The sequence below is a fragment of the Actinomadura sp. NEAU-AAG7 genome, from assembly GCF_018603865.1.
Classification (GTDB): Bacteria; Actinomycetota; Actinomycetes; order Streptosporangiales; family Streptosporangiaceae; genus Spirillospora; species Spirillospora litoris.
The window spans coordinates 126880-149351 of the sequence record NZ_JAHFZY010000012.1 but is presented as its reverse complement, the minus strand read 5'-3'; the positions used below and the strand labels follow the sequence as shown (position 1 = coordinate 149351).

The following is a 22472-nucleotide window of genomic DNA, read 5'->3' as shown; positions in this document are numbered from 1 at the left end:
GACCGTGTTCCTACCCGCGAGCCTCCCTGGCAACCGCCTGCCCCAGCAGTTCCGCCGCCTTGACCAGCCGGGGCTCGCTCTGCCTGGCGTAACCGAGGACGAGCGCGGGCGCGGCGCGTCCGGCGCGCGCGGGCGACCACATCTGGCGGGCGCCCGCGACGGCGACGCCGGCGCGCCCGGCGGCGGCCGCCACCCGCTCCTCGTCGCATCCGGGGGGAAGCTCCACGTACAGGTGGATGCCCGCTGAGACGCCCTGAACCATCGCGCCGGGCACGTGGTCGCGGAGCGCGCCCGCCAGCGCGTCCCGCCGGGCCCGGTACCTGCGCCGCATCGTGCGCAGGTGCCGGTCGTAGCCGCCGCCCCTGATGAACTCGGCGAGTGCGTACTGCTCCAGGACGGGCGCGCCGAGGTCGGTGTGGGCGCGGTGCGCGCGCAGCCGCTCGGCCAGGACGGGCGGCGCCACGGCCCAGCCGAGCCGGAGCGCGGGCGCGAGCGACTTGCTCACCGAGCCGAGCAGCACGACCCGGTCGGGGTCGACGCCCTGGAGGCAGCCGACCGGCTCGCGGTCGTAGCGGAACTCGGCGTCGTAGTCGTCCTCGATGATCAGGCCGTTCACCGCGCGGGCCCAGGCGATCAGCGCGGCGCGGCGCCGCGCCGACAGCACCACGCCGGTCGGGTACTGGTGCGCGGGCGTGACCAGCACCGCGCGGGCCCCGGTGCGGGCCAGGTCGTCGACGCTCAGGCCCTCGGGGTCCACCGGGACGCGGGCGACGCGGATGCCCGCCTCCAGCATCGGCAGCTGCCGGACGCTCGTCGGGTCCTCCACCGCGAGCACCGTGTGCCCGTCCGCCCGCAGCAGGCTCACCAGCGCCGACAGCCCGTGCGCGACCCCGTTCATGATCACCACGCGGGTCGGGTCGGCGTGCGCGGCGCGGACCCGCGAGAGGTAGGCGGCCAGCTCGGCGCGCAGCGCGGCGACGCCGCCGGGATCGGGGTAGGTGAGGGCGTCGCTCGGCAGCGTGCGCAGCGCGGCGCGGGCGGCGGCCAGCCAGCGGTCGCGGGGGAAGGACGCGAGGTCGGGGTGGCCCGGCAGCAGGTCGTAGGGGCGGGCGCCCTCGGCACCGGCGGCGGCGCCGGCCTGCGGCGCGTCGGCGCGGGAGGGCTCGGGGGACGCCGCGCCCGGCGGCTCGTCGGGGCGGGCCAGCGGCGCGATCCGGGTCCCGTCACCGCGCCGGGCCACGAGGAAGCCCTCGGCGGTGAGCTGTTCGTAGGCGGCGACGACGACGCCCCGGGAGACGTCCATGTCGCGGGCCAGGTCGCGGCTCGACGGCAGCCGGGTCCCCGCCGTGAGCCGGCCGGATCGGACGGCCGCCCGGAAGCCCGCGGCGATCTGCGCCGACAGCCGTCCGGCGGCCCGGTCGAGGGGGAGATGAAGGTCGGTCACATCACGTTCAGCGTCCGAGGGGACGTGGCGTGTCACGGCCCGGAGTTTTGGTCCAGGACACAGTGCGGCGATTGGCCCTGTTTCACAGACCAAACACGCCATAACGTGCCATGTCATGAACCTGAACTCCAGCCGCCGCGGCATGGCGGGCGCCGGGACCGCGATGTTCCTCGTCGGCTCGCTGGCGGCCGTGTCCGCGACGATCTCCGACTACCCGGTGTTCGGCGGGCAGGCCGTCCGGTACGCGGTCGCCGCGCTGATCCTGCTGCTGGTCGTCCGCCTGGACCGCACCCCCGCCCGGTGGCCCAGGCCGCGCGAGTGGGCGCTGCTGGCGGCGCTCGCCGCGACGGGCCTCGCCGCGTTCAACGTGTGCATCGTGTTCGCCACCCGCGACACCAGCCCGGCCACGATCGGGACGGTGATCGCGACGGTCCCGATCGTGCTGGCGGTGGTGGGGCCGCTGATGGAGCGGCGCCGCCCGACCCTGCCGGTCGTGCTGTCGGCGTGCGTGGTCGCCGCCGGGGCGGGGCTCGCGAGCGGCCTGGGCGGCGCGAGCGCGCAGGGGCTGCTGCTCTCGCTCGGCGCGCTCGGCGGCGAGGTGTGCTTCTCGCTGCTGGCCGTCCCGCTGCTGCCGAGGCTCGGGCCGCTGCGGGTGTCGGCCTACTCGGCGGGCCTCGCGGCGCCGATGCTGCTCGCGGTCGGCCTGGTGCGCGACGGCGGCGCCGTCCTGCGCGTCCCCACCGGCCCGGAGCTCGCGGGCCTGGGCTACCTCTCGGTGATCGTCACGACGATCGCGTTCCTGCTCTGGTACGACGCGCTCGGCCGCCTCGGCCCCGACCGCGCGGGCCTGTTCGCCGGGGCCATCCCGGTCAGCGCCGTGATCGCGACCGTGGCGCTCGGCCTGGACACCCCGGGCCCGGCCGACCTCGGCGGGGCCGCGCTCGTGGCGGCGGGGGTCGTCGTCGGCCTGCGCGCCCGGGTCGTACCCTGTGAGGCGGCCCCCATCGAGCCCCCTGGGACGGCCCCCATCGAGTTCGCGCGAGGTTCTGCCTGATGCCTGAGTTCTCCTACACCGACCTGCTGCCGCTCGGCCCCGACGACACCGACTACCGGCTCCTCACCTCCGAGGGCGTGTCGCGGTTCGAGGCGGGCGGGCGGACGTTCCTGCAGGTCGAGCCGGAGGCGCTGCGGCTGCTCACCGAGACCGCGATGCGCGACATCGCGCACCTGCTGCGCCCCGCGCACCTGGCGCAGCTCCGCCGGATCCTGGACGACCCCGAGGCCTCCCCCAACGACCGGTTCGTCGCGCTGGACCTGCTGAAGAACGCGGGCATCGCCTCCGGCGGCGTCCTGCCCATGTGCCAGGACACCGGCACCGCGATCGTGATGGGCAAGCGCGGCCAGCACGTCCTCACCGACGGGCGCGACGAGGAGCACATCTCCCGGGGCGTCTACGACGCGTACACGAAGCTGAACCTGCGCTACTCCCAGATGGCGCCGGTGACGATGTGGGACGAGAAGAACACCGGCAGCAACCTGCCCGCGCAGATCGAGCTGTACGCGTCCCAGGGCGAGGCGTACAAGTTCCTGTTCATGGCCAAGGGCGGCGGCAGCGCCAACAAGTCGTTCCTCTACCAGGAGACCAAGGCCGTCCTGAATCCCAAGCGGATGATGACGTTCCTGGAGGAGAAGATCCGGTCGCTGGGGACGGCGGCGTGCCCGCCCTACCACCTGGCGATCGTCGTGGGCGGGACGTCCGCCGAGTACGCGCTCAAGACCGCCAAGTACGCCTCGGCGCACTACCTCGACACCGTCCCGAGCGAGGGCTCGCCGCTCGGCCACGGGTTCCGCGACCTGGAGCTGGAGCTCCAGGTGTTCGAGCTGACCCGGCGGCTCGGGATCGGCGCGCAGTTCGGCGGCAAGTACTTCTGCCACGACGTGCGGGTGATCCGGCTGCCCCGGCACGGCGCGTCCTGCCCGGTCGCGATCGCGGTGTCGTGCAGCGCCGACCGGCAGGCCCTCGCCAAGATCACGGCGGACGGCGTGTTCCTGGAGCGGCTGGAGACCGACCCCGCGCGGTACCTGCCCGACACGACCGACGAGCACCTCGACGACGAGGTGGTGCGGATCGACCTGAACCGTCCGATGAGCGAGATCCGCGCGGAGCTGACCCGGTACCCGGTGAAGACGCGGCTGTCGCTGACCGGGCCGCTGGTGGTGGCCCGCGACATCGCGCACGCCAAGATCAAGGAGCGGCTGGACGCGGGTGAGCCGATGCCGGGGTACCTGCGCGACCACGCCGTCTACTACGCGGGCCCGGCCAAGACGCCGGAGGGCTACGCGTCCGGCTCGTTCGGCCCGACCACGGCCGGGCGGATGGACTCCTACGTCGAGCAGTTCCAGGCGGCGGGCGGCTCGCTGGTCATGCTCGCCAAGGGCAACCGGTCCAAGCAGGTGACCGACGCGTGCGCCGCGCACGGCGGCTTCTACCTCGGCTCGATCGGCGGCCCCGCCGCGCGGCTCGCGCAGGACTGCATCCGCAAGGTCGAGGTCCTGGAGTACCCCGAGCTCGGCATGGAGGCCGTGTGGAAGATCGAAGTCGAGGACTTCCCGGCGTTCATCGTGGTCGACGACAAGGGCGAGGATTTTTTCGCCGACACCACCGGACCCGTCCTGTCCATCGGCCGGCGGGGCTGACTAGGGGATATAAGCCGCTAGATCATATTATTGGTCCGAAATCCAACTTGGTACGAAGGTCTCACCGATGACCGCACGGCCACTCCGGTATCTTTTCGGCCATGTCTCAGTCTGAGCGCCTCGTGCTCGCGACGCGCTACCGGCTGGTCTCGGAGCTGGGTCAGGGTGCCAACGGCACCGTGTGGAGAGGGCATGACGAACTCCTCGATCGCGCCGTCGCGATCAAGGAGCTGCGGCTCCCCGATGAACTCTCCGAGGACGACCGGGTGGTCTTCTACCGCCGTACCCTCCGCGAGGCGCGCGCCCCCGCCCAGCTGCGGACGCACAACATCGTCGAGGTGTACGACGTCGTCATCGAACAGGGCCGGCCCTGGATCGTGATGGAGATGATCGAGGCCCCCAACCTCGAACAGCTCATCGAGGGGTCGGGACCGCTCCCGCCCGCCCGCGTCGCGCACATCGGCCGCGCGCTGCTGGACGCGCTCGACATCGCGCACCGGGCCGGGATCGTGCACCGCGACCTCAAGCCCAGCAACGTGCTGCTGGACGGCGACCGGGTCGTGCTCACCGACTTCGGCCTGGCGTTCTCCTCGGGCTCGGCCAGCCTGACCAAGACGGGGCACTTCATGGGGTCCCCCGCCTACGTGGCGCCGGAGGTCGCCGCCGGGGAGAAGGCCACCCCCCGCTCGGACCTGTGGTCCCTCGGCGCGACCCTGTACGCGGCGCTGGAGGGGCGCCCGCCCTTCGAGCGGCACAACGTGATGGCGACGCTCAGCGCGCTCGCGAACGAGTCGATCCCGGCGCCGCAGCACGCGGGCGCGCTCGCACCGGTGATCACCGGGCTGCTGGAGAAGAACCCCACCCGCCGCCTCAGCCACGCCCGCGCCGCCGACCGGCTGGAGCGCGCGCTCACCGGCCCCCGCCGGGCCCGCCGCGCGGAGACGCCCCGCTACCGGGTCATGGTCGTGATCGGGCTGATCGGCGCCACCGTCGCCTCCTGCGGCATCGGCGCCACCGCGCTCATCGTCGGGATGACGAAGAACTCCGGCTCCTCCCCCGCCCCGCCCGCCTCCGATCCGCCCGCGCCGGGCGTCCCGGCGGGCGTCGCCTCCAGCACGCTCGCGGTCCGGGCCCGCAACGCCACCTGCAAGATCTTCGTGTCGGTGCCCGGCGGCGTGAGCACCGTCCTCACCGACGCGACGCTCGTGGAGGGCGAGGTCCGCAAGTACGACCAGCCGCGGCTCAACGCCGTCATCTACGACGCCTCCGCCTGCGACGTCTGGGTGAACGGGCGCCAGAAGCCCCTCGGTTCGCCCGGCGAGCGGAAAAGCTACAGCCTGAACAGGGCCGCGCCCGGCGACTGACCCGCGCGGGCCCGGGAATGCGGGGGGCCCGCGCATGGCTGCCACCGGTGAGGACATGACGTCGGTGTCGGAGGTGGCTTGTCAGATGACCGAGCAGGAGTTCCGGGTGGAGCACGACTCCATGGGCGAGGTCCGGGTGCCGGCCGCGGCGAAGTGGCGCGCCCAGACCCAGCGCGCGGTGGAGAACTTCCCGATCTCGGGCCGGACGCTGGAGCCCGCGCACATCGCCGCGCTCGGCCAGATCAAGGCCGCCGCGGCGGCCGTCAACGCCGAGCTGGGCGTCCTCGACGCGGATGTGGCGGAGGCGATCCGCGAGGCGGCGCTGGAGGTCGCCGCCGGACGCTGGGACGACCAGTTCCCCATCGACGTGTTCCAGACCGGGTCGGGCACCTCGTCCAACATGAACGCCAACGAGGTCGTCGCGACGCTCGCGCAGGAGCGGCTCGGCCGTCCCGTGCACCCCAACGACCACGTGAACGCCTCTCAGTCGTCCAACGACGTGTTCCCGTCCTCGATCCACGTCGCGGCCACCGGGGCCGTCCTGAACGATCTCGTGCCCGCGCTGGCGCACCTGGAGGCGGCGCTCGCCCGCAAGGCCGAGGAGTTCGCGACCGTCGTGAAGTCCGGGCGCACCCATCTCATGGACGCGACGCCCGTCACGCTCGGCCAGGAGTTCGGCGGCTACGCCGCGCAGGTGCGGTACGGGGTGGAGCGGCTGGAGGCCGTCCTGCCGCGGCTCGCGGAGCTGCCGCTCGGCGGCACGGCGGTCGGCACCGGCATCAACACCCCGGAGGGCTTCGGCGGGCGCGTCATCGCCGAGATCGCCCGCGTCACCGGCCTGCCGCTGACCGAGGCGCGCGACCACTTCGAGGCGCAGGGCGCGCGGGACGGCCTGGTGGAGGCGAGCGGCGCGCTCCGCACGGTCGCGGTCGGCCTCAACAAGATCGCCAACGATCTGCGCTGGATGGGCTCGGGGCCGCGCGCCGGGCTCGCCGAGATCGCGCTGCCCGACCTGCAGCCCGGCTCCTCGATCATGCCGGGGAAGGTGAACCCGGTGATCCCCGAGGCGGTCACGCAGGTCGCCGCGCAGGTCATCGGCAACGACGCGGCGGTCGCGTTCGGCGGCGCGGCGGGCAGCTTCGAGCTGAACGTGATGCTGCCGATGCTGGCGCGCAACGTGCTGGAGTCGGTCGCGCTGCTGGCGAGCGTGTCGCGGCTGCTCGCGGACCGCTGCGTGGACGGGATCGAGGCGAACGTCGAGCGGCTGCGCGAGTACGCCGAGTCGTCGCCGTCGATCGTGACGCCGCTCAACCGCTACATCGGCTACGAGGAGGCGGCGAAGGTCGCCAAGCAGGCGCTCGCCGAGCGCAGGACGATCCGGGAGGTCGTGCTGGAGCGCGGCTACGTCGAGGACGGGAAGCTGACCGTCGAGCAGTTGGACGAGGCGCTCGACGTCCTGCGCATGACGAACGCGTCACGCGGCTGACACGGCGGCTGACACGGCGGGTGGCACGGCCGTCGTCCGGCGCCCGCTCCGGGCGCCGGACGACCTGTGATCAGTACCAGCCGACGGACTCGGAGTGGTTCCACGCCGAGCACGGGCTGCCGTAGCGGCCCTTGATGTAGCCGAGGCCCCACTTGATCTGCGTGGTGGCGTTGTTCTGCCAGTTGGGCCCGGCGCTGGCCATCTTGGAGCCGGGCAGCGCCTGCGGGATCCCGTACGCGCCGGAGGTGGGGTTGTTCGCGTGGGTGTTCCAGTGGCTTTCCTTGTTCCACAGGTCCACCAGGCAGCCGAACTGGCCGGCCTTCCTGAACGCGGGGCCGTAGCCCCCCATCAGACCTTTGGCGAGCTCCTGCGCCTCGCCCGCCGGGACGGGGTCGCCGGTCGGACCGCCGTTGCCGTTGCCGCCGCCGCCGTCGCCGCCCTTCTCCTTCTCGGGCGTCTTGGTGGGGATCGGCTCGCCCTTGGGCTGGAGGGAGGGGCCCTTGCCGTCCTCGTCGCGGACGGCGCGGGAGGCGCGGTCGAGCGCCTGCTTGCGCCGCTTCTCCTCCATGACCTTGGGGTCGACCTTGGGGGCCGCCGCGTCCGCGAGCGGCGTGGAGGCGACCGTGGCCTTGTCCGCGGTACCGCCGTCGCCGCCGGTCAGCGCGAGCGCGGCGACCGCGCCGCCGCCGACCACGACCGCGGCGCCCGCGACGACCGCCGCGATCCGCACGCCGTTGCGGCGGCCGGTGCCCTCGGAGGGCTTCCGGGGGCGCCCGGAGGAGCCCCGCCTGCCCTTGGGACCGGACGGTCCGGGCATCCGCGCGCCGGAGACGATCTCGTCGGCCCCCTCGGGGCCGGTCGGACCGGTGGGGCCGGTGGGGCCGGTGGGGCCGGTGGGGCCGGTGGGGACGCCGGGGCCGACGGCCTGGAAGCCGAGCGTGTCGCCCGCCGGGGCGCTCGGCGCGGCCGGGGAGCCGGCCACCCGCACGTCGTCCTCGTGCGGCGCGCCCGCCGGGGGCTGCTGGGGGTCGAAGCTCTGTCGATCGTCTCGCCTAGGGGACCCGGGGCGGTCTCCGTACAAGGCGGCCCTTCCGACGGTCGCACGCGTATGGACGCGCGCGCGAACTGTTTCCACCCCGGCCCGCCGGCCGCCTGGCGGCGGCCCCGGGCCGAGACCGGCGCCGTGTCCGTTCGCGCGTGACTCAGGGGGCGCGCTGCGGTCGGGCACCGTTCGGGGGGTGCTTACGTCAGGACACAATGCCCGAGCACGAGGGCTGCTCCGCAACCGAAACGAGATAAGTGGGAGTGCCGGGACCGTTGTCAACTCGGCGTGAACGGCGCCGAAACGTCCTGGAGAGCTGGGGATCCACCTTCACACCGGCATGGGTGTGATGTTCCTCACATGCCAACGCAGCGGCGGCGGGCGATCACCGTCCGTAGATCATCGGCGGCCGCGACCCGGCGGCGCCTCCAGGCGGAGGCGCCGCCGGGCACACGGGCGGGGCGTCAGGCGCCGACGTCGCCGAGCATGTCGGTCACCAGCGCCGCGATCGGCGAGCGCTCCGACCGGGTCAGCGTCACGTGCGCGAACAGCGGATGCCCCTTCAGCTTCTCCACCACCGCCGCGACGCCGTCGTGCCGGCCGACCCGCAGGTTGTCGCGCTGCGCCACGTCGTGGGTGAGCACGACCCGCGAGCCCGCGCCGATGCGCGACAGCACGGTCAGCAGCACGCCGCGCTCCAGTGACTGCGCCTCGTCCACGATCACGAACGCGTCGTGCAGCGAGCGGCCCCGGATGTGGGTGAGCGGCAGGACCTCCAACATGCCACGGTCCAAAACCTCGTCGATGACCTCCGGCGTCGTCACCGCCGACAGCGTGTCGTAGACGGCCTGCGCCCAGGGCGACATCTTCTCGTTCTCCGACCCCGGCAGGTAGCCGAGCTCCTGCCCGCCGACCGCGTACAGGGGCCGGAACACCACGACCTTGCGGTGCCGGTGCCGCTCCATCACCGCCTCCAGGCCCGCGCACAGCGCGAGCGCGGACTTGCCGGTGCCGGCCCGGCCGCCGAGCGAGACGATGCCGACGTCCTCGTCCATCAGCAGGTCCAGCGCGATCCGCTGCTCGGCGGAGCGGCCGCGCAGCCCGAACACCTCCCGGTCGCCGCGCACCAGCCGCACCGACTTGTCCGCCTGGGTGCGGGCGAGCGCCGAGCCGCGCTCCGACAGCAGCCGCAGCCCCGTGTGGCAGGGCAGGTCGCGCGCCTCGTCGATCTCGGCGCGGCCGCTCTCGTACAGCTCCTCGATCAGGCCGCCGCCGATCTCCAGCTCGCGCATCCCGGTCCAGCCGGACTCGACCACGGCCAGCTCGGCCCGGTACTCCTCGGCGGCCAGGCCGACGGCCGACGCCTTGACCCGCATCGGCAGGTCCTTGGAGACCAGCACGACGTCGCGTCCCTCGTGGGCCAGCCAGCCCGCGACGGACAGGATCCGGGTGTCGTTGTCGCCGAGCCGGAAGCCGTCCGGCAGGACCGACGGGTCGATGTGGTTGAGCTCGACGCGCAGCGTGCCGCCCTGGTCGCCGAGCGGGAGCGCCTCGTCCAGCCGCCCGTGCTCCAGCCGCAGGTCGTCCAGCACGCGCAGGGCCTGCCGGGCGAAGTAGCCGAGCTCCGGGTGGTGCCGCTTGGCCTCCAGCTCGGAGATGACGACGATGGGGAGTACGACCTCGTGCTCGGCGAACCGGGTCATCGCCCCCGGGTCGGCGAGCAGGACGCTGGTGTCGAGGACGTACGTGCGCCGGTCCGGGACGGGCGTCCCGGACGGGTTCCCGGACTCGGGACGGCGCGGGAGGGTTGTGGCCACTCGATCTCCCTGAGTAGGGGCGAACTACCGGTGGCGCGCCAGTCCACCCCCGAACGGCCCGCGCCCCGGATGGGGGACGGGCCTGGGGTGGTGATCAGTGCTGGGATGGTGACCGGTGACTGACCGTCAGGTACCGTAGCGCCGATGCCGCGCGGCGTAGGAGCGTATGGCCCGCAGGAAGTCGACCTTGCGGAAGTCCGGCCAGTGGACCTCGCAGAAGTAGAATTCCGAGTGGGCGCTCTGCCACAGCATGAAGCCGGAGAGCCGCTGCTCCCCCGAGGTGCGGATGACCAGGTCCGGATCCGGCTGGCCGCGCGTGTAGAGATGCTCCGCGATGTGCTCCACGTCGAGGACCTCGGCGAGTTCCTCGATGCTGGTGCCCCGGCTCGCCTGCTCGATGAGCAGAGAGCGCACCGCATCAGCGATCTCACGCCTACCTCCATACCCAACCGCGACGTTCACAATCAGGCCGGGTGCGTCCGATGTGGTCTCTCCCGCGTCTTTCAGGACACGGGCGGTCTTATCGGGCAGCAGGTCGAGGGCGCCGACGGGCTTGACGTGCCAGCCGTCGTCGGCGAGCTTGCGGACGGTGTTCTCGATGATCTCCAGGAGCGGGTCCAGCTCCCGCGCGGGCCGGGTCAGGTTGTCGGTGGACAGCAGCCACAGCGTGACGTGCTCGACCCCCGCCTCGGTGCTCCACTGGAGCAGCTCGGAGATCTTCTGCGCGCCGCGCTGGTGGCCGGTGTTGACGTCGGCCAGCCCCATCGAGCGGGCCCAGCGCCGGTTGCCGTCCAGGATGACGCCGATGTGGCGGGGGGTCACGTCGGTGGGCAGCGACGCCTCGACGCGGCGCTCGTACATCCGGTAGACCGCGTCGCGGACGGTCGCGTACGGGCCGCTGCGGCGGATCGCCGACGTGACGGCGCCGCCGTCCGAGGGGTTGCGGCGCACCCCTTCCCTCCGCGCGCCGCCGCGCGACATCCCGCTACGCCGAACCCCCATGCAGGCATCCCTTCGAGCGACGGTCCCTGGTGCGCGAACGCCGCTCAATTATGGCCTGACGGCGATACTTCTCCCACCGTTCCGGTGATATCAGGCTGACGCGCTGCGGGGCGCCCGCGGCCGGATCCGGCCTGGCGGGCATCCGCGCGGGGTCGGGCGCCGGTCAGGGCTGGGGACCGGCGGCGCGGGCCCGCTCCACGTACTGGAGAGCCGTCCTCAGTTCGGAGAGCCACTCGTCGGTGTTCTTGCCCACCAGGCGCACGCACCAGGCGAGGGCGTCGCTGCGGCTGCGCGCCACACCGGCGTCCACGAGCGTGTCCAGGACGCGGCGCTCGGGCTGCCGCAGCCGGGTCATGACCGGCACCGACAGCGTCGTGAACATCTCCCGCTGGTCGCCGCAGTCGGCGCCCCAGGAGACCTTGTGGCCGAAGCGGTGCTCGGCCTCGCGGGCGATCGCGATGCGCTTGTCGCGGGTGTCCTCGCGGAAGCGCTGGATGTGCCCGGCGAACAGCGCGGCCCGCTCGGTCTGCGAGACCTCGGCCGCGCCGTCGGGCTCGGGGAGGCGGCCGACGACGCTGACCTCCTCGCGGTCGAGCACGACCTCCAGCGGCCCTTCGAACCAGCCCTCGGGGAGCCGTCCGGAGAACCAGCCCCGCAACTGCTCCGCTGATTCGTTGGTAGTCATGTAATCAACATTACATCGCCATCGGCACAAGCGGCAGGGCCCGCGGACGATCGGAGTCGACCGTGGGCCGGAGAGGTGCTGCGGAGGCGGCGGGGGTCAGCCGGAGAGGCCGGCGACCGTCTTCGGGCTGACCCTGACGGCGCCGCGCATGTTGCGGGTGTAGACGTCCTGGACCTGGACGCGCAGGCCCGTCCTCGGCGCGGCGAGCATCTTGCCCTCGCCGAGGTAGAGGGCGATGTGGGAGATGTAGCCGGGCGCGGTCGGGTCGTTGGCCCAGATCAGCATGTCGCCCGGCTGGGCCTTGGCGTAGGGGATGACCCATCCCGCGCGCGCCTGGTCGGCGGCCACGCGGGGCAGCTTGATCCCGGCGCGGGCGAAGGCGTACTGCATCAGGCCCGAGCAGTCGTAGCCGCCCTCGGCCTCGGACTCGCCGCCCCACACGTACGGCCAGCCGATCCGCGTGTAGGCGGCGCGGATGACGGTGCGGACCTGGCTCGCGGTCATGACCTGGCCGCGCGCGGTCGGCACGTCCTCGTCGCCGCCCGCCTTCGGGTAGTCGATCTCGGGGTTGATCTCGACGGCCCTGGCGTCCTTGGGCAGCACCTTCTTCAGCCGCTTGATGAAGGCGGCGGGCTTGCCCTTCGGGACGCTGATCAGCATCGCGTTGCCGGTCGGCATGCCGAGCGACTGCGCGGTGGTGTGCGAGACCACGGCGTCCACGTCGCTGATGCCCATCGTCGCGTACGCGCCGACGCGCAGCTGCGCCGGGTGTTGGCGGCCCCCGGCGGGAACCTGGCTGCCGAGCCGGACGCCGCCGTCGTTGCCCATCGTGAAGGAGATCGCGACGTCGCCCGCGGCCACGTTCCGCCACAGCCCGTCGGACTGCGCGGTCGGCTTCGGCGTGTAGTTGCGGAACGTGGACGGCTCGACGCCGAGCAGCCCGACCCGCTTGCCCGCGACCATGCCCTGCACCGCGTCCACGACCTCGACGCCCTGGACGCCCTTCTCCGCGCGGACCTTGTCGACCACCTCGGCCGGGAGCGTGGACGGGGCGGCGACCAGCACGTGCGGGGTGAGCCGCTTGGACAGCGGCGCCACGGCCCGGGAGGAGAGCGAGGCCGACGCGGCGACGAACTGGGCCCGCTGGTCGCCCCGCAGCGGCGAGCCGCCATCGCCGTCGCGCACGACCAGCACGGCGCCGTTCACGCTGAGAGTGGTGAGTACGGAAACGCCGACGAGCGTGGGCAGGACCCGGCGGTTCGGCTTTCGCACAGCGACGCTCCCTCGTTGGTCGATGCCCGTTCTACCACGGCGGCACGCACGGCGACGGCCCCGGTTGAACGGCTACGGCCCGGCTCCACGACTATGGCCCAGCGGAGCGACCGACGTCCAGATACCCCACGCGTCGCCGGGTATCCCCGTCCCCGCCCCATTGGTCAGCCGCGTCCCCGCCGTTTCCCGGTCTGGGTGAGACCAAGGTCACGGTGCCACAAAATGGACAATTAATCCAACAACCCACGTAGTTCGCGGTTCAGGTCCGCGGGGGCCGTCACGGGCAGCCGGCAGGTGAACCCGCGGCACACGTACGCCGCCGGGGCACCGTCCACGAGCCCCCGTCCCTCCAGCAGCGGCACGTCCCCCGCGCCCGGCTCGCCGACGCTCACCACGGCGCCCGGCGCGACCGCCAGCAGCGCGGCCCGGTGCAGGTCGCGCGTGCGCGCGTCGTCGCGCGCGCCGACGACGGCGATCTCCGCCGGTCCCGTGACCAGCGCCTCCGCGACCGCCAGCCCCCAGCCCGCGAACCGCGCGTGCTCCCCGGCCAGCGGCCCGACCGGCCCGAGCGCGGCGACCGCGGCCTCGCGGTGCCGCTCCGACCCCGTCAGCGCCGCGAGCGACAGCAGCGCCCCCGCCGCCGCGAACTGCCCCGAGGGCGTCGCGTTGTCGGTCGGGTCCTGCGGCCGCCGGAACAGCCGCTCGGCGTCGTCGGCGGTGTCGTAGAAGCCGCCGGAACCGTCACCGAACCTTTCCAGGACGGTATCGAGCAGGCCACCCGCGCGCCGCACGTGCGCCGCGTCCCCGGTGACCGCGTGCAGGGCCAGCAACCCCTCGGCCACGTCCGCGTAGTCCTCCAGGACCCCGGAATTCGCCCCGGCGACCCCGTCGCGCGACGTGCGGACCAACCGCCCGTCACGCATGTGCACGTCGTCGAGGAGCCGGGCGACCTCCTCCGCCGCCCGCACCAGGTCGGGACGGTCGAACAGCGCGCCGCACTCGGCCAGCGCCGCGACCGCGAGCCCGTTCCAGGCGGCGACGACCTTGTCGTCCCGCGCGGGAGGCACCCGGTGGGCGCGCGCCGACAGCAGGGCCGTCCGCACGCGCTCGTACCGCTCGGGGTCCTCCGGGTCGCTGAGAAGCTGCAGGACGGACGTCCCGTGCTCGAACGTCCCCGTCACCTCGAACAGGCCCGCCGCGTACGCGCCGTCGTCCTCCCCGAGGACCTCGCGCAACTGCGCCGGAGTCCAGACGTAGTACTTCCCCTCCTCGCCCTCGCTGTCGGCGTCCAGCGCCGAGGCGAGCCCGCCGTCCTCCGTGCGGAGGTCGCGCAGCATCCAGTCGCACGTCTCCAGCGCGACCCGCTTCGCGAACGGCGAGCCGGCCAGCCGCCACCAGTGCGCGTAGACCCGCGCCAGCAGCGCGTTGTCGTAGAGCATCTTCTCGAAGTGCGGGACGACCCACTCCGCGTCCACCGAGTACCGCGCGAACCCCCCGCCGAGCTGGTCGTAGAGCCCGCCCCTGGCCATCGCCTCCAGGGTGCGCGCGGCCATCGCGAGCGCGCCGCCGTCGCCCGTCCGCGCGTGGTGGCGCAGCAGGAACTCCAGCGCCATCGACGGCGGGAACTTGGGCGCCCCGCCGAACCCGCCGCGCGCCGCGTCGAAGGACTCCGCGAGCACCCGCACCGCGTGCGCGAGCCGCTCCTCCTCCGGCGCCGCCTCGCCGGCGAGCCCGCTCCCCCGCGCGGTCAGCGCGGAGACGACCTGCCGCCCCTGCCCGACGACGTCCTCGCGCCGTTCCGTCCACGCCTTGTCGACGGCCTGGAGCAGCGCCCGGAACTGGGCGCGCGGAAAGTAGGTCCCGCAGTAGAACGGATGCCCCTCCGGGGTCATGAACACCGTCATCGGCCAGCCGCCCTGGCCGGTCATGGCCTGGGTGGCCTCCATGTAGACGGCGTCGATGTCCGGCCGCTCCTCCCGGTCGACCTTGATGTTCACGAACAGCTCGTTCATGATCCGGGCGGTCCCGCCGTCCTCGAAGGACTGGTGGGCCATCACGTGACACCAGTGGCACGCGGCGTAGCCCACCGACAGCAGCACCGGGACGTCGCGCCGCCGGGCCTCGGCGAACGCCTCCTCGCCCCACTCCCACCAGTCCACCGGGTTGCCGGCGTGCTGCAGCAGGTACGGGCTGGTCGCGTCCTTGAGCCGGTTCATGCCTCCGATCCTGCCCGATCGCGGCGCGCGGTCACGGGGCGAGGGGGGCCAGGGCGGTCTGGATCGCGCGGTGGAAGGTGGGATAGGCGTAGATCATCTCGCGGAGCGCGGCGGTGGGGGCGCCGGTGTGGACGGCCACGGCCAGCGCGCCGAGGATCTCGCCGCCGGACGGCCCCGCCACCGTGGCGCCCACGAGGACGCCCCGGTCGGCGTCCTCGACCAGCTTGACGAAGCCGTCGTTGCCGACCTTGTGGATCCAGCCGCGGGTGGACTCGGGGATCTGCGCCGTCCCCGTGCGGACGGTCAGGTCCTGCTCCCGGGCCTGCGCCTCGGTGAGGCCGACGGACGCGATCTCGGGGTCGGTGAACGTCACGCGCGGGACGGCCCGGTAGTCCGCGGCCGCGCCCCGCTCGCCGAGGATGTCGCGGACGGCGATGTTCGCCTGGTACATCGAGACGTGGGTGAAGGCGCCCTTGCCGGTGATGTCGCCGATCGCCCAGACGCCGTCGGCGGCGCGCATGGCGCCGTCCACCGGGATCGCGCGGGCGCCCTCGTCCAGGCCGACGGCGCCGAGGCCGAGGCCCTTCAGGTTGGGGCGGCGGCCGGTGGCGACGAGCAGGCGGTCGGCGGTGAGGCGCTCGTCCCCGAGGTGGAGCGTGAGGCCCTCGGCGTCCTGCGACGCGCCGGTCACCTTCACACCGGTGCGGACGCCGATGCCCTCGCGCTCGAAGACCTCGCGGAGGAGGTCGCTGGACTCGGGCTCCTCGTTCGCCAGGAGGCGGGCTCCGGCCTCGACCACGGTGACGCGGCTGCCGAAGCGGGAGAACACCTGCGCCATCTCCGCGCCGACGACGCCCCCGCCGAGGACGAGCAGCGAGCCGGGCACCTCCTCGGTCTGGACGGCCTCGCGGTTCGTCCAGTACGGGAGGCCGGCCAGCCCGTCGATCGGGGGCGCGGTCGGGGACGTGCCGGTGTTGAGGACGATGCCGCGCCGGGCTCGGACGACCCGGTCCTCGACCGTCACCTCGCCGGGGCCGGTGATGCGGCCCCGGCCCCGCAGGAGCGACACGCCCTTGCCGGTGAGGCGGTCGGCGGCGGCGGTGTCGTCCCAGGAGTCGGTGGCCTCCTCCCGGATCCGCGCGGCGACCGGCGCCCAGTCCGGGGTGAGGGCGGCCGCGCCCGCCATGCCGGGGACGCGGCGCCCCTCGGCGAGCAGCCCGGCGGCGCGCACCATCATCTTGGTCGGGACGCACGCGTAGTAGGGGCACTCGCCGCCGACCAGCCGCGACTCCACCCCCACCACCGCGAGCCCGGCCTCGGCGAGCCGGCCCGCCGCGTCCTCTCCGCCGGGCCCGAGCCCGATGACGACGATGTCCACTTCTTGGGTCATGCCCCACTCCTGCCCAGGAAGTCGCCCGTAGTCACGCGGCGCGGCGGCATGGGCACGCGGTCCAGGTCGTGAACGAGGGTGATCTCGCCCCCGAAGACGCGGGACGCCTCGTCCAGGAACCGGCGCTCGTCATCGCCCTTGTAGCGTTCCGAGAAATGGGTGAGGACGAGGTGCCGCACCCCCGCGCCCGCCGCGATCGCCGCCGCCTGGGTCGAGGTCAGGTGCCCGTACTCGGTCGCGAGCGCCTCGTCCTCGTGCAGGAACGTGGACTCGATGACCAGCATGTCGACGCCGTCCGCCAACTCCCGCGCCCCCTCGCACACGCGGGTGTCCATGACGAACGCGACCTTCTGGCCCGGACGGCGGACGCTGCACTCCTCCAGCGTGACCGTCCGCCCGCCGGCCTCGACCCGCCCCTCCTTCTGGAGGCGCCGGACGAGCGGCCCGCGCACCCCCCGCTCGGCGAGCGCCTCGGGCAGCATCGTCACGCCGTCGGGCTCCTCCAGCCGGTACCCGTACGCCTCGACGGGATGCGACAGGCGCCGGGCGACCAGCGTGAACGGCTCCTCGGCCAGCGTCGCCCGGTCGCCGGACACCGGGTGCTCGCGGATCACGTCGGTGTCGCGGAACGCGGACGCGTGCCGCAGCCGCTCCCAGAAGTGCAGGCCGCCGGCGGGGAACGCCGCGTCCACCGGGTGCTCGACGCCGTCGCGGGCGACGCGCTGGACGATCCCGGGGACGCCCAGGCAGTGGTCGCCGTGGAAGTGCGTCACGCAGATCCAGGTGACGTCGTGCGCCGACACCCCGGCATGCGCCATCTGCCGCTGCGTGCCCTCGCCCGGGTCGAACAGGAGGCCGTGCCCGTCCCAGCGCAGGAGGTAGCCGTTGTGGTTGCGGGACTTGGTGGGCACCGCGCTCGCGGAGCCGAGGACGATGAGATCACGAGCCGACATCCCCCCATCGTGCCGGGCGGGCGGCTCCGGGAGCGCCTGAATTCGTCGCGGTCAGGGGCCCGGCGCGGCGCGGCGGCCTGCCACGGCCCGCCCCCGCGAGCTCGGGACCGAGGCGTACAGCTCCGCCGCGCGGTCCAGCGCCGCGCCCTCGGCGGGGGTGTCGCCGCGCAGGTGGGAGGCGTCGGCGAGGTGCACGAACAGGTCGGCCTGCCGCTCGACGGCCTCCGCCGCCCGCATGATCTCCAGCGCCTGGCCGAAGAGGTTGAGCGCGGTGACGGGACGGCGCATCCCCAGGTACGCCTGTCCGAGGCCGGTCAGCGCCAGTGCCCGGTGGTAGCCGTCGGGGTCGGGCGGCGCGGCGAACGCGTCCGGCAGCGGGCCGAGCAGGTCCAGCGCCCGCTCGGGCGCGCCCGCCGCCGCGAGCGCGCGCCCGAGGTGGAGGCGCGCCATCAGCACGTCGCGGGTGTCCCCGTCGCGCTCGGCGCGGCGGAGGGCGTCCTCCAGGGCGCGGGCCGCCTCCGTCCAGCGTCCCCGTTCGAGCAGGGCCAGGCCCTCGGCGGCCGGGTCGCCGGCGGCGAGGCAGTGGTCGAGGACGCGGCGGAGCGCCGCCTCCCGCTCCGGCTCCGGCTCGTCCCGCTCGGCGAGCTCCCGCGCGTGGTCGTGCGGCGGGCCCGGCAGCGCGAACCGGCCGCCGCCCGCGTCGGTCAGCAGCCCGCGGCCGGCCAGCGTCGCCAGCAGGCCGCGCGCCTCGTCCTCGGGCAGGTCGGCCAGGACGGCCGCCGCCCGGGGCTCCACGTCCTCGGCCGGATGCAGGCCGAGGAGCCTCAGCAGCCGGGCGGCCTCCGGGGGCAGCTCCCGGTAGGCGGCCTCGAACCTCGCGCGCACACCGGGGGTCCTCCCCGACCGGACGCGCCCCAACCCGGCGGACGCCTCAGGCGTCGTCGGCCGGCTTGTCGGCGGCGGCCCTCGCGGCCTGGGCGCGCTCCCATTCCTGCTGCTTGAGGTCGGCCTCGCGGGGCGCCTGGATCTTCTTCATCTGCTTGTTCATCGAGCGGACGAGGAACACCGTGGCGACCGCGAGCGCCAGGAACACCCCGAAGCCGAGGAAGCCGGGGCTGACCGTGTCGTCGTTGAGGGGGATCGCTAGTGGTAGCACTGCAAGGACACCTTCTCCCGGATGCCGGCGAACAGATCGTCCTCCGGCAGCTCGGTGTCGACCAGGGACCTGGCCAAATGGTAGTCCTCCGTCGGCCACGCCTCGCGCTGGACGTCCATCGGGACGACGAACCAGAAGCCGTTCGGGTCGATCTGGGTGGCGTGGGCGAGCAGGGCCCGGTCGCGGGTCTCGAAGTGGTCGGCGCAGGGGACCTTCGTGGTCACGGCCCAGCGGGCGGGCTCGGTGTCCTCCTCGAAGCGCTTCAACCAGTCGTGGTAGGGCGACTCCAGGCCGGCCCTCAGCATCGCCTCGTGCAGCGTGACGACCCGCTCCTTGGTGAAGGTCATGTGGTAGTAGAGCTTGAGCGGCGTCCAGGGCTCGCCCGCGTCGGGGTAGCGCTCCGGGTCGCCCGCCGCGTCGAACGCCTCCACCGACACCTCGTGGCACTTCACGTGGTCGGGGTGCGGGTATCCGCCGCGCTCGTCGTAGGTCAGCATCACGTGCGGGCGGAACTCGCGGACGGCGCGCACCAGCGGCTCGGCCGCGGTCTCCAGCGGCTCCAGCGCGAAACAGCCCTCCGGCAGCGGCGGCAGCGGGTCGCCCTCGGGGAAGCCGGAGTCGACGAACCCCAGCCAGCGCTGCTGGACGCCGAGGATCTCCCGCGCCCGCGCCATCTCCGCCTCGCGGACCTTGCCGATGTCGGCCTTCACCTCGGGGCGGTCCATCGCGGGGTTCAGGATGTCGCCGCGCTCCCCGCCGGTGCAGGTCACCACCATCACCTCGACGCCGTCCGCGACGTACCTCGCCATCGTCGCCGCGCCCTTGCTGGACTCGTCGTCCGGGTGGGCGTGCACCGCCATCAGGCGCAGCGGCTCCGCGCCCCCGCCCGGCCGTTCCAGCGTCGTACCGTCGATGACCTCGGACACCTGGGGATCTCCCTCTCCGCGAACTGGGACATACAGGGCCGGGCGGACCCCCGGTTCGGAGCACGCGCCGCGGCAGACGAGAATTGTCCCTGACAACGTCCACGGCCGCCACGGAGATTCCCGCCATGACCACGAGCGTGTCCGACGCCCCGGCGTCCGCGGAGCCGAAGCGGGGCCGCCTCGGCCTGGTGCTCATCGGCGTCCTGGCGGCGGTGACGGCGGGCGGTTTCGGCATCCTGGCCGCCCACACCGGGCAGACCCCCGGCATCGTCCCGCAGACGATCACCTACGACGTCCGCGACGACACCACGGTCGAGATCAGCTACTCGGTCGCCAAGCCGAAGGGGGACGAGGTGCACTGCAAGATCGACGCCTACGACGTGAACTTCGTGGTGCTGGCGGAGAAGGCGGTCACGGTCCCGGCCGGGACGTCCGGGGCGACCCGCTCCGACACCCTGCGCACCCCCCGCCGCGCGACCGGCGCGCGGGTCAAGGAATGCCGCAAGGCCTGAACCGCCCAAGCCGAACCCACCACACCGCTCACCACACGGCTCACGGCACGCCTCACCGCCGGGACGCCGACCCGTGTTTGCCCGGTTGCAGACGCCGAGTTCAGGGAACCTTTACCCGCACACACCGGATAGGCTAGAGGTTTCACCCGGCCGCACTTCATGTCGATGTGGCGCTCTCCCCGGCGGGACGAGCGAGGATCGCAACATGTGGATGAGGAGTACCCGTGACCGAGACCCGCGCTGACAACGTCACCTGGCTGACCCAGGAGGCGTACGACCGGCTCAAGGCTGAGCTGGACCACCTGTCGGGCCCGGGCCGCATCGAGATCGCACAGAAGATCGAGGCGGCGCGGGAGGAGGGCGACCTGCGCGAGAACGGCGGCTACCACGCGGCCAAGGAGGAGCAGGGCAAGATCGAGGGGCGCATCCTCCAACTCCAGGGGATCCTGGAGAACGCCCGCGTCGGCGAGGCCCCCCGCACGGAGGGCGTCGTCGGGCCCGGGATGACCGTCACGGTCGCCTTCGAGGGCGACGACGAGGAGGTCACGTTCCTGCTCGCCTCCCGCGAGGAGAGCGGCGCCCCGATCGACGTCTACTCCCCGAAGTCCCCGCTCGGCGCCGCCATCAACGGCAAGAAGGTCGGCGTCAAGGCCACCTACTCGCTTCCCAACGGCCGCAGCATGACCGTGGAGATCCTCGACGCGACCCCCTACGTGGGGGCGTAGCCGTCGCCGCCCTTGGCGGCGGGTCCCCCGGACCCGACGCCAAGGGCACGGTGTTCAGGCACCGCTCCGGGCCACGGCCCGCACCAGCGGGAGCGTGCGGTAGGGGACCTGTTCGGCCAGGGAGATCACCGAGGACGCGCGTTCCACGCCCGCCACGTCCACGATCACGTCGATGACCCGCTGCAGGTCGGTGTTGCTGCGTGCGACGATCCGGCAGAGCATGTCGCCGGGGCCGGTGATCGTGTGCGCCTCGATCACCTCGGGCACCTGCGCGAGCCGCGCGGCCACCGGGTCGTGCCCGCCCGCCTGCCGCAGTTGCAGGGTCACGAACGCCGTCACCCCGTAGCCGATCGCCGCCGGGTCGATGTCGGGGCCGAAGCCGCGCGTCACGCCGTCGCGGGCCAGCCGGTCCAGCCGCGCCTGGACGGTGCCGCGCGCCACCTTGAGCCGCCGCGACGCCTCCAGCACGCCCACGCGCGGCTCGGCGGCGAACATCTCGATCAGCCTGCCGTCCAACTCGTCGATCGACATCGCGCCTCCAGCGATGGTCACCATGTACAGGAAGCCCGGTCAGGCCCCATGCTCACTGTACAAACTGACCAGTGTTTTGGACGACTCTTGCGCAGCTTGTAGTCGTCCAACGAAATTGGATGGCATGGATGAGTTTCCGGTCAAGGGCATGGACGCCGTCGTCTTCGCGGTCGGCAACGCGCACCAGGCGGCGCACTACTACTCGACCGCGTTCGGGATGCGCAGGGTCGCCTACCGCGGCCCCGAGAACGGCCTGCGCGAGGAGGCCGTGCACGTACTCCAGTCGGGCGGGGCCCGGTTCGTCTTCCGGGGCCCGACGAAGGCGGGCACGGAGATCGGGCGCCACGTCGCCGCGCACGGCGACGGCGTGGTGGACCTCGCGATCGAGGTCCCCGACGTCGAGGCGGCCTACCGGCACGCCGTCGCGAAGGGCGCGACGGGCCTGGAGGAGCCGCACGTCCTGGAGGACGAGCACGGCAAGGTGACGATCGCGGCGATCTCCACCTACGGCGAGACGCGGCACTCGCTGGTCGACCGCTCGCTGTACGACGGGCCGTACCTGCCCGGGTTCGAGGCGGCGGACCCGATCGTCGCGCCGCCGGAGAAGCGGTTCTTCCAGGCGATCGACCACTGCGTCGGCAACGTCGAGCGCATGGACGAGTGGGCGGACTACTACCACCGCGTCATGAACTTCACGGACATGGCCGAGTTCGTCGGCGCCGACATCGCCACCGAGTACTCTGCGCTGATGTCCAAGGTCGTCGCGGACGGCACCCGCAAGGTGAAGTTCCCGCTGAACGAGCCCGCCGAGGGCAAGCGCAAGTCCCAGATCGACGAGTACCTGGAGTTCTACGGCGGCCCCGGCGTGCAGCACATCGCGCTGGCGACCAACGACATCCTGTCCTCGGTGGACCAGATGCGGGCGGCGGGCGTGGAGTTCCTCCAGTGCCCCGACTCCTACTACGAGGACCCGGAGCTGCGCGCGCGCATCGGTGAGGTGCGGGTGCCGATCGAGGAGCTGCAGAAGCGCCGCATCCAGGTGGACCGCGACGAGGACGGCTACCTGTTGCAGATCTTCACCAAGCCCGTCCAGGACAGGCCGACGGTGTTCTTCGAGCTGATCGAGCGGCACGGGTCGCTCGGGTTCGGCAAGGGGAACTTCAAGGCGCTGTTCGAGGCGATCGAGCGGGAGCAGGAGCGTCGCGGGAACCTGTGATCTTCGTCCCCCTGCCGATCGGGGGATCCGGCCCCGGA

At 73.2% G+C, this 22472-nt stretch carries 20 protein-coding genes; 7 read left to right on the top strand and 13 right to left on the bottom strand.

Translation table 11 applies throughout. The features are described from left to right. Positions 1–10: 10 nt before the first annotated feature. A complete protein-coding gene (locus KLI87_RS38175; RefSeq protein ID WP_214620889.1) occupies positions 11–1444 on the bottom strand; it encodes a PLP-dependent aminotransferase family protein in 1434 nt (477 codons plus the stop codon). 115 nt (positions 1445–1559) lie between these two features. On the opposite strand from KLI87_RS38175, the gene KLI87_RS38170 reads away from it, so the two are divergent. The 4 genes from KLI87_RS38170 (at position 1560) to KLI87_RS38155 (ending at position 6991) form a co-directional block, all read left to right on the top strand. Continuing rightward, the gene (locus tag KLI87_RS38170; RefSeq protein WP_156219038.1) at positions 1560–2498 is read left to right on the top strand and encodes a DMT family transporter; all 939 of its coding nucleotides are present in this window, start codon (positions 1560–1562) and stop codon (positions 2496–2498) included. Beyond that, positions 2498–4141, top strand: coding sequence for a fumarate hydratase (locus KLI87_RS38165; protein WP_214620888.1), 1644 nt, complete (start codon positions 2498–2500; stop codon positions 4139–4141). The genes KLI87_RS38170 and KLI87_RS38165 overlap by 1 nt, the downstream gene beginning before the upstream one ends. Positions 4142–4242: 101 nt before the next feature. Further along, positions 4243–5505, top strand: coding sequence for a serine/threonine-protein kinase (locus tag KLI87_RS38160; RefSeq protein WP_156219040.1), 1263 nt, complete (start codon positions 4243–4245; stop codon positions 5503–5505). Between the two features lie 85 nt (positions 5506–5590). Then, positions 5591–6991: an aspartate ammonia-lyase gene (locus KLI87_RS38155; RefSeq protein WP_214620887.1), complete on the top strand. Its 1401-nt coding sequence runs from the start codon at positions 5591–5593 to the stop codon at positions 6989–6991. A gap of 70 nt (positions 6992–7061) precedes the next feature. On the opposite strand, the gene KLI87_RS38150 is transcribed toward KLI87_RS38155, so the two are convergent. From KLI87_RS38150 to mca, 11 genes are all read right to left on the bottom strand, one after another. Then, the gene (locus KLI87_RS38150; protein WP_214620924.1) at positions 7062–7973 is read right to left on the bottom strand and encodes a lytic transglycosylase domain-containing protein; all 912 of its coding nucleotides are present in this window, start codon (positions 7971–7973) and stop codon (positions 7062–7064) included. Positions 7974–8497: 524 nt separating this feature from the next. Further along, a complete protein-coding gene (locus tag KLI87_RS38145; RefSeq protein WP_214620886.1) occupies positions 8498–9850 on the bottom strand; it encodes a PhoH family protein in 1353 nt (450 codons plus the stop codon). Positions 9851–9976: 126 nt separating this feature from the next. After that, positions 9977–10852, bottom strand: coding sequence for an isoprenyl transferase (locus KLI87_RS38140; RefSeq protein WP_281378117.1), 876 nt, complete (start codon positions 10850–10852; stop codon positions 9977–9979). A gap of 163 nt (positions 10853–11015) precedes the next feature. After that, complete coding sequence (locus tag KLI87_RS38135) at positions 11016–11537, bottom strand: hypothetical protein (protein WP_214620885.1); 522 nt, start codon at positions 11535–11537, stop codon at positions 11016–11018. Positions 11538–11633: 96 nt separating this feature from the next. Next, entirely contained in the window at positions 11634–12809 is a 1176-nt protein-coding gene (locus KLI87_RS38130) for a C40 family peptidase (protein WP_214620884.1), read from the bottom strand. 230 nt (positions 12810–13039) lie between these two features. Next, complete coding sequence (locus KLI87_RS38125) at positions 13040–15025, bottom strand: thioredoxin domain-containing protein (protein WP_214620883.1); 1986 nt, start codon at positions 15023–15025, stop codon at positions 13040–13042. Between the two features lie 31 nt (positions 15026–15056). Continuing rightward, a complete protein-coding gene (locus KLI87_RS38120) occupies positions 15057–16415 on the bottom strand; it encodes an NAD(P)/FAD-dependent oxidoreductase (protein WP_214620882.1) in 1359 nt (452 codons plus the stop codon). Beyond that, the gene (locus KLI87_RS38115) at positions 16412–17368 is read right to left on the bottom strand and encodes a ribonuclease Z (protein ID WP_214620881.1); all 957 of its coding nucleotides are present in this window, start codon (positions 17366–17368) and stop codon (positions 16412–16414) included. The genes KLI87_RS38120 and KLI87_RS38115 overlap by 4 nt, the downstream gene beginning before the upstream one ends. Before the next feature lie 51 nt (positions 17369–17419). Then, the gene (locus tag KLI87_RS38110) at positions 17420–18253 is read right to left on the bottom strand and encodes a hypothetical protein (RefSeq protein ID WP_214620880.1); all 834 of its coding nucleotides are present in this window, start codon (positions 18251–18253) and stop codon (positions 17420–17422) included. A 46-nt stretch (positions 18254–18299) separates the two neighbouring features. Next, positions 18300–18524: a hypothetical protein gene (locus KLI87_RS38105; RefSeq protein WP_214620879.1), complete on the bottom strand. Its 225-nt coding sequence runs from the start codon at positions 18522–18524 to the stop codon at positions 18300–18302. After that, entirely contained in the window at positions 18512–19384 is an 873-nt protein-coding gene (mca, locus tag KLI87_RS38100; protein ID WP_156219171.1) for a mycothiol conjugate amidase Mca, read from the bottom strand. The genes KLI87_RS38105 and mca overlap by 13 nt, the downstream gene beginning before the upstream one ends. Positions 19385–19575: 191 nt before the next feature. Between mca and KLI87_RS38095 the strand changes: the two genes are divergently transcribed. Continuing rightward, positions 19576–19962, top strand: a complete 387-nt coding sequence (locus KLI87_RS38095; protein ID WP_156219047.1) for a DUF4307 domain-containing protein — start codon at positions 19576–19578, stop codon at positions 19960–19962. 224 nt (positions 19963–20186) lie between these two features. Next, positions 20187–20687, top strand: coding sequence for a transcription elongation factor GreA (gene greA / locus KLI87_RS38090; RefSeq protein WP_214620878.1), 501 nt, complete (start codon positions 20187–20189; stop codon positions 20685–20687). Positions 20688–20741: 54 nt separating this feature from the next. On the opposite strand, the gene KLI87_RS38085 is transcribed toward greA, so the two are convergent. Beyond that, positions 20742–21218, bottom strand: coding sequence for an Lrp/AsnC family transcriptional regulator (locus KLI87_RS38085; RefSeq protein WP_156219048.1), 477 nt, complete (start codon positions 21216–21218; stop codon positions 20742–20744). Positions 21219–21342: 124 nt separating this feature from the next. On the opposite strand from KLI87_RS38085, the gene hppD reads away from it, so the two are divergent. Beyond that, on the top strand, positions 21343–22434 hold the full coding sequence (gene hppD / locus KLI87_RS38080; RefSeq protein ID WP_156219049.1) for a 4-hydroxyphenylpyruvate dioxygenase: 1092 nt from the start codon (positions 21343–21345) through the stop codon (positions 22432–22434). Positions 22435–22472 lie beyond the last annotated feature (38 nt).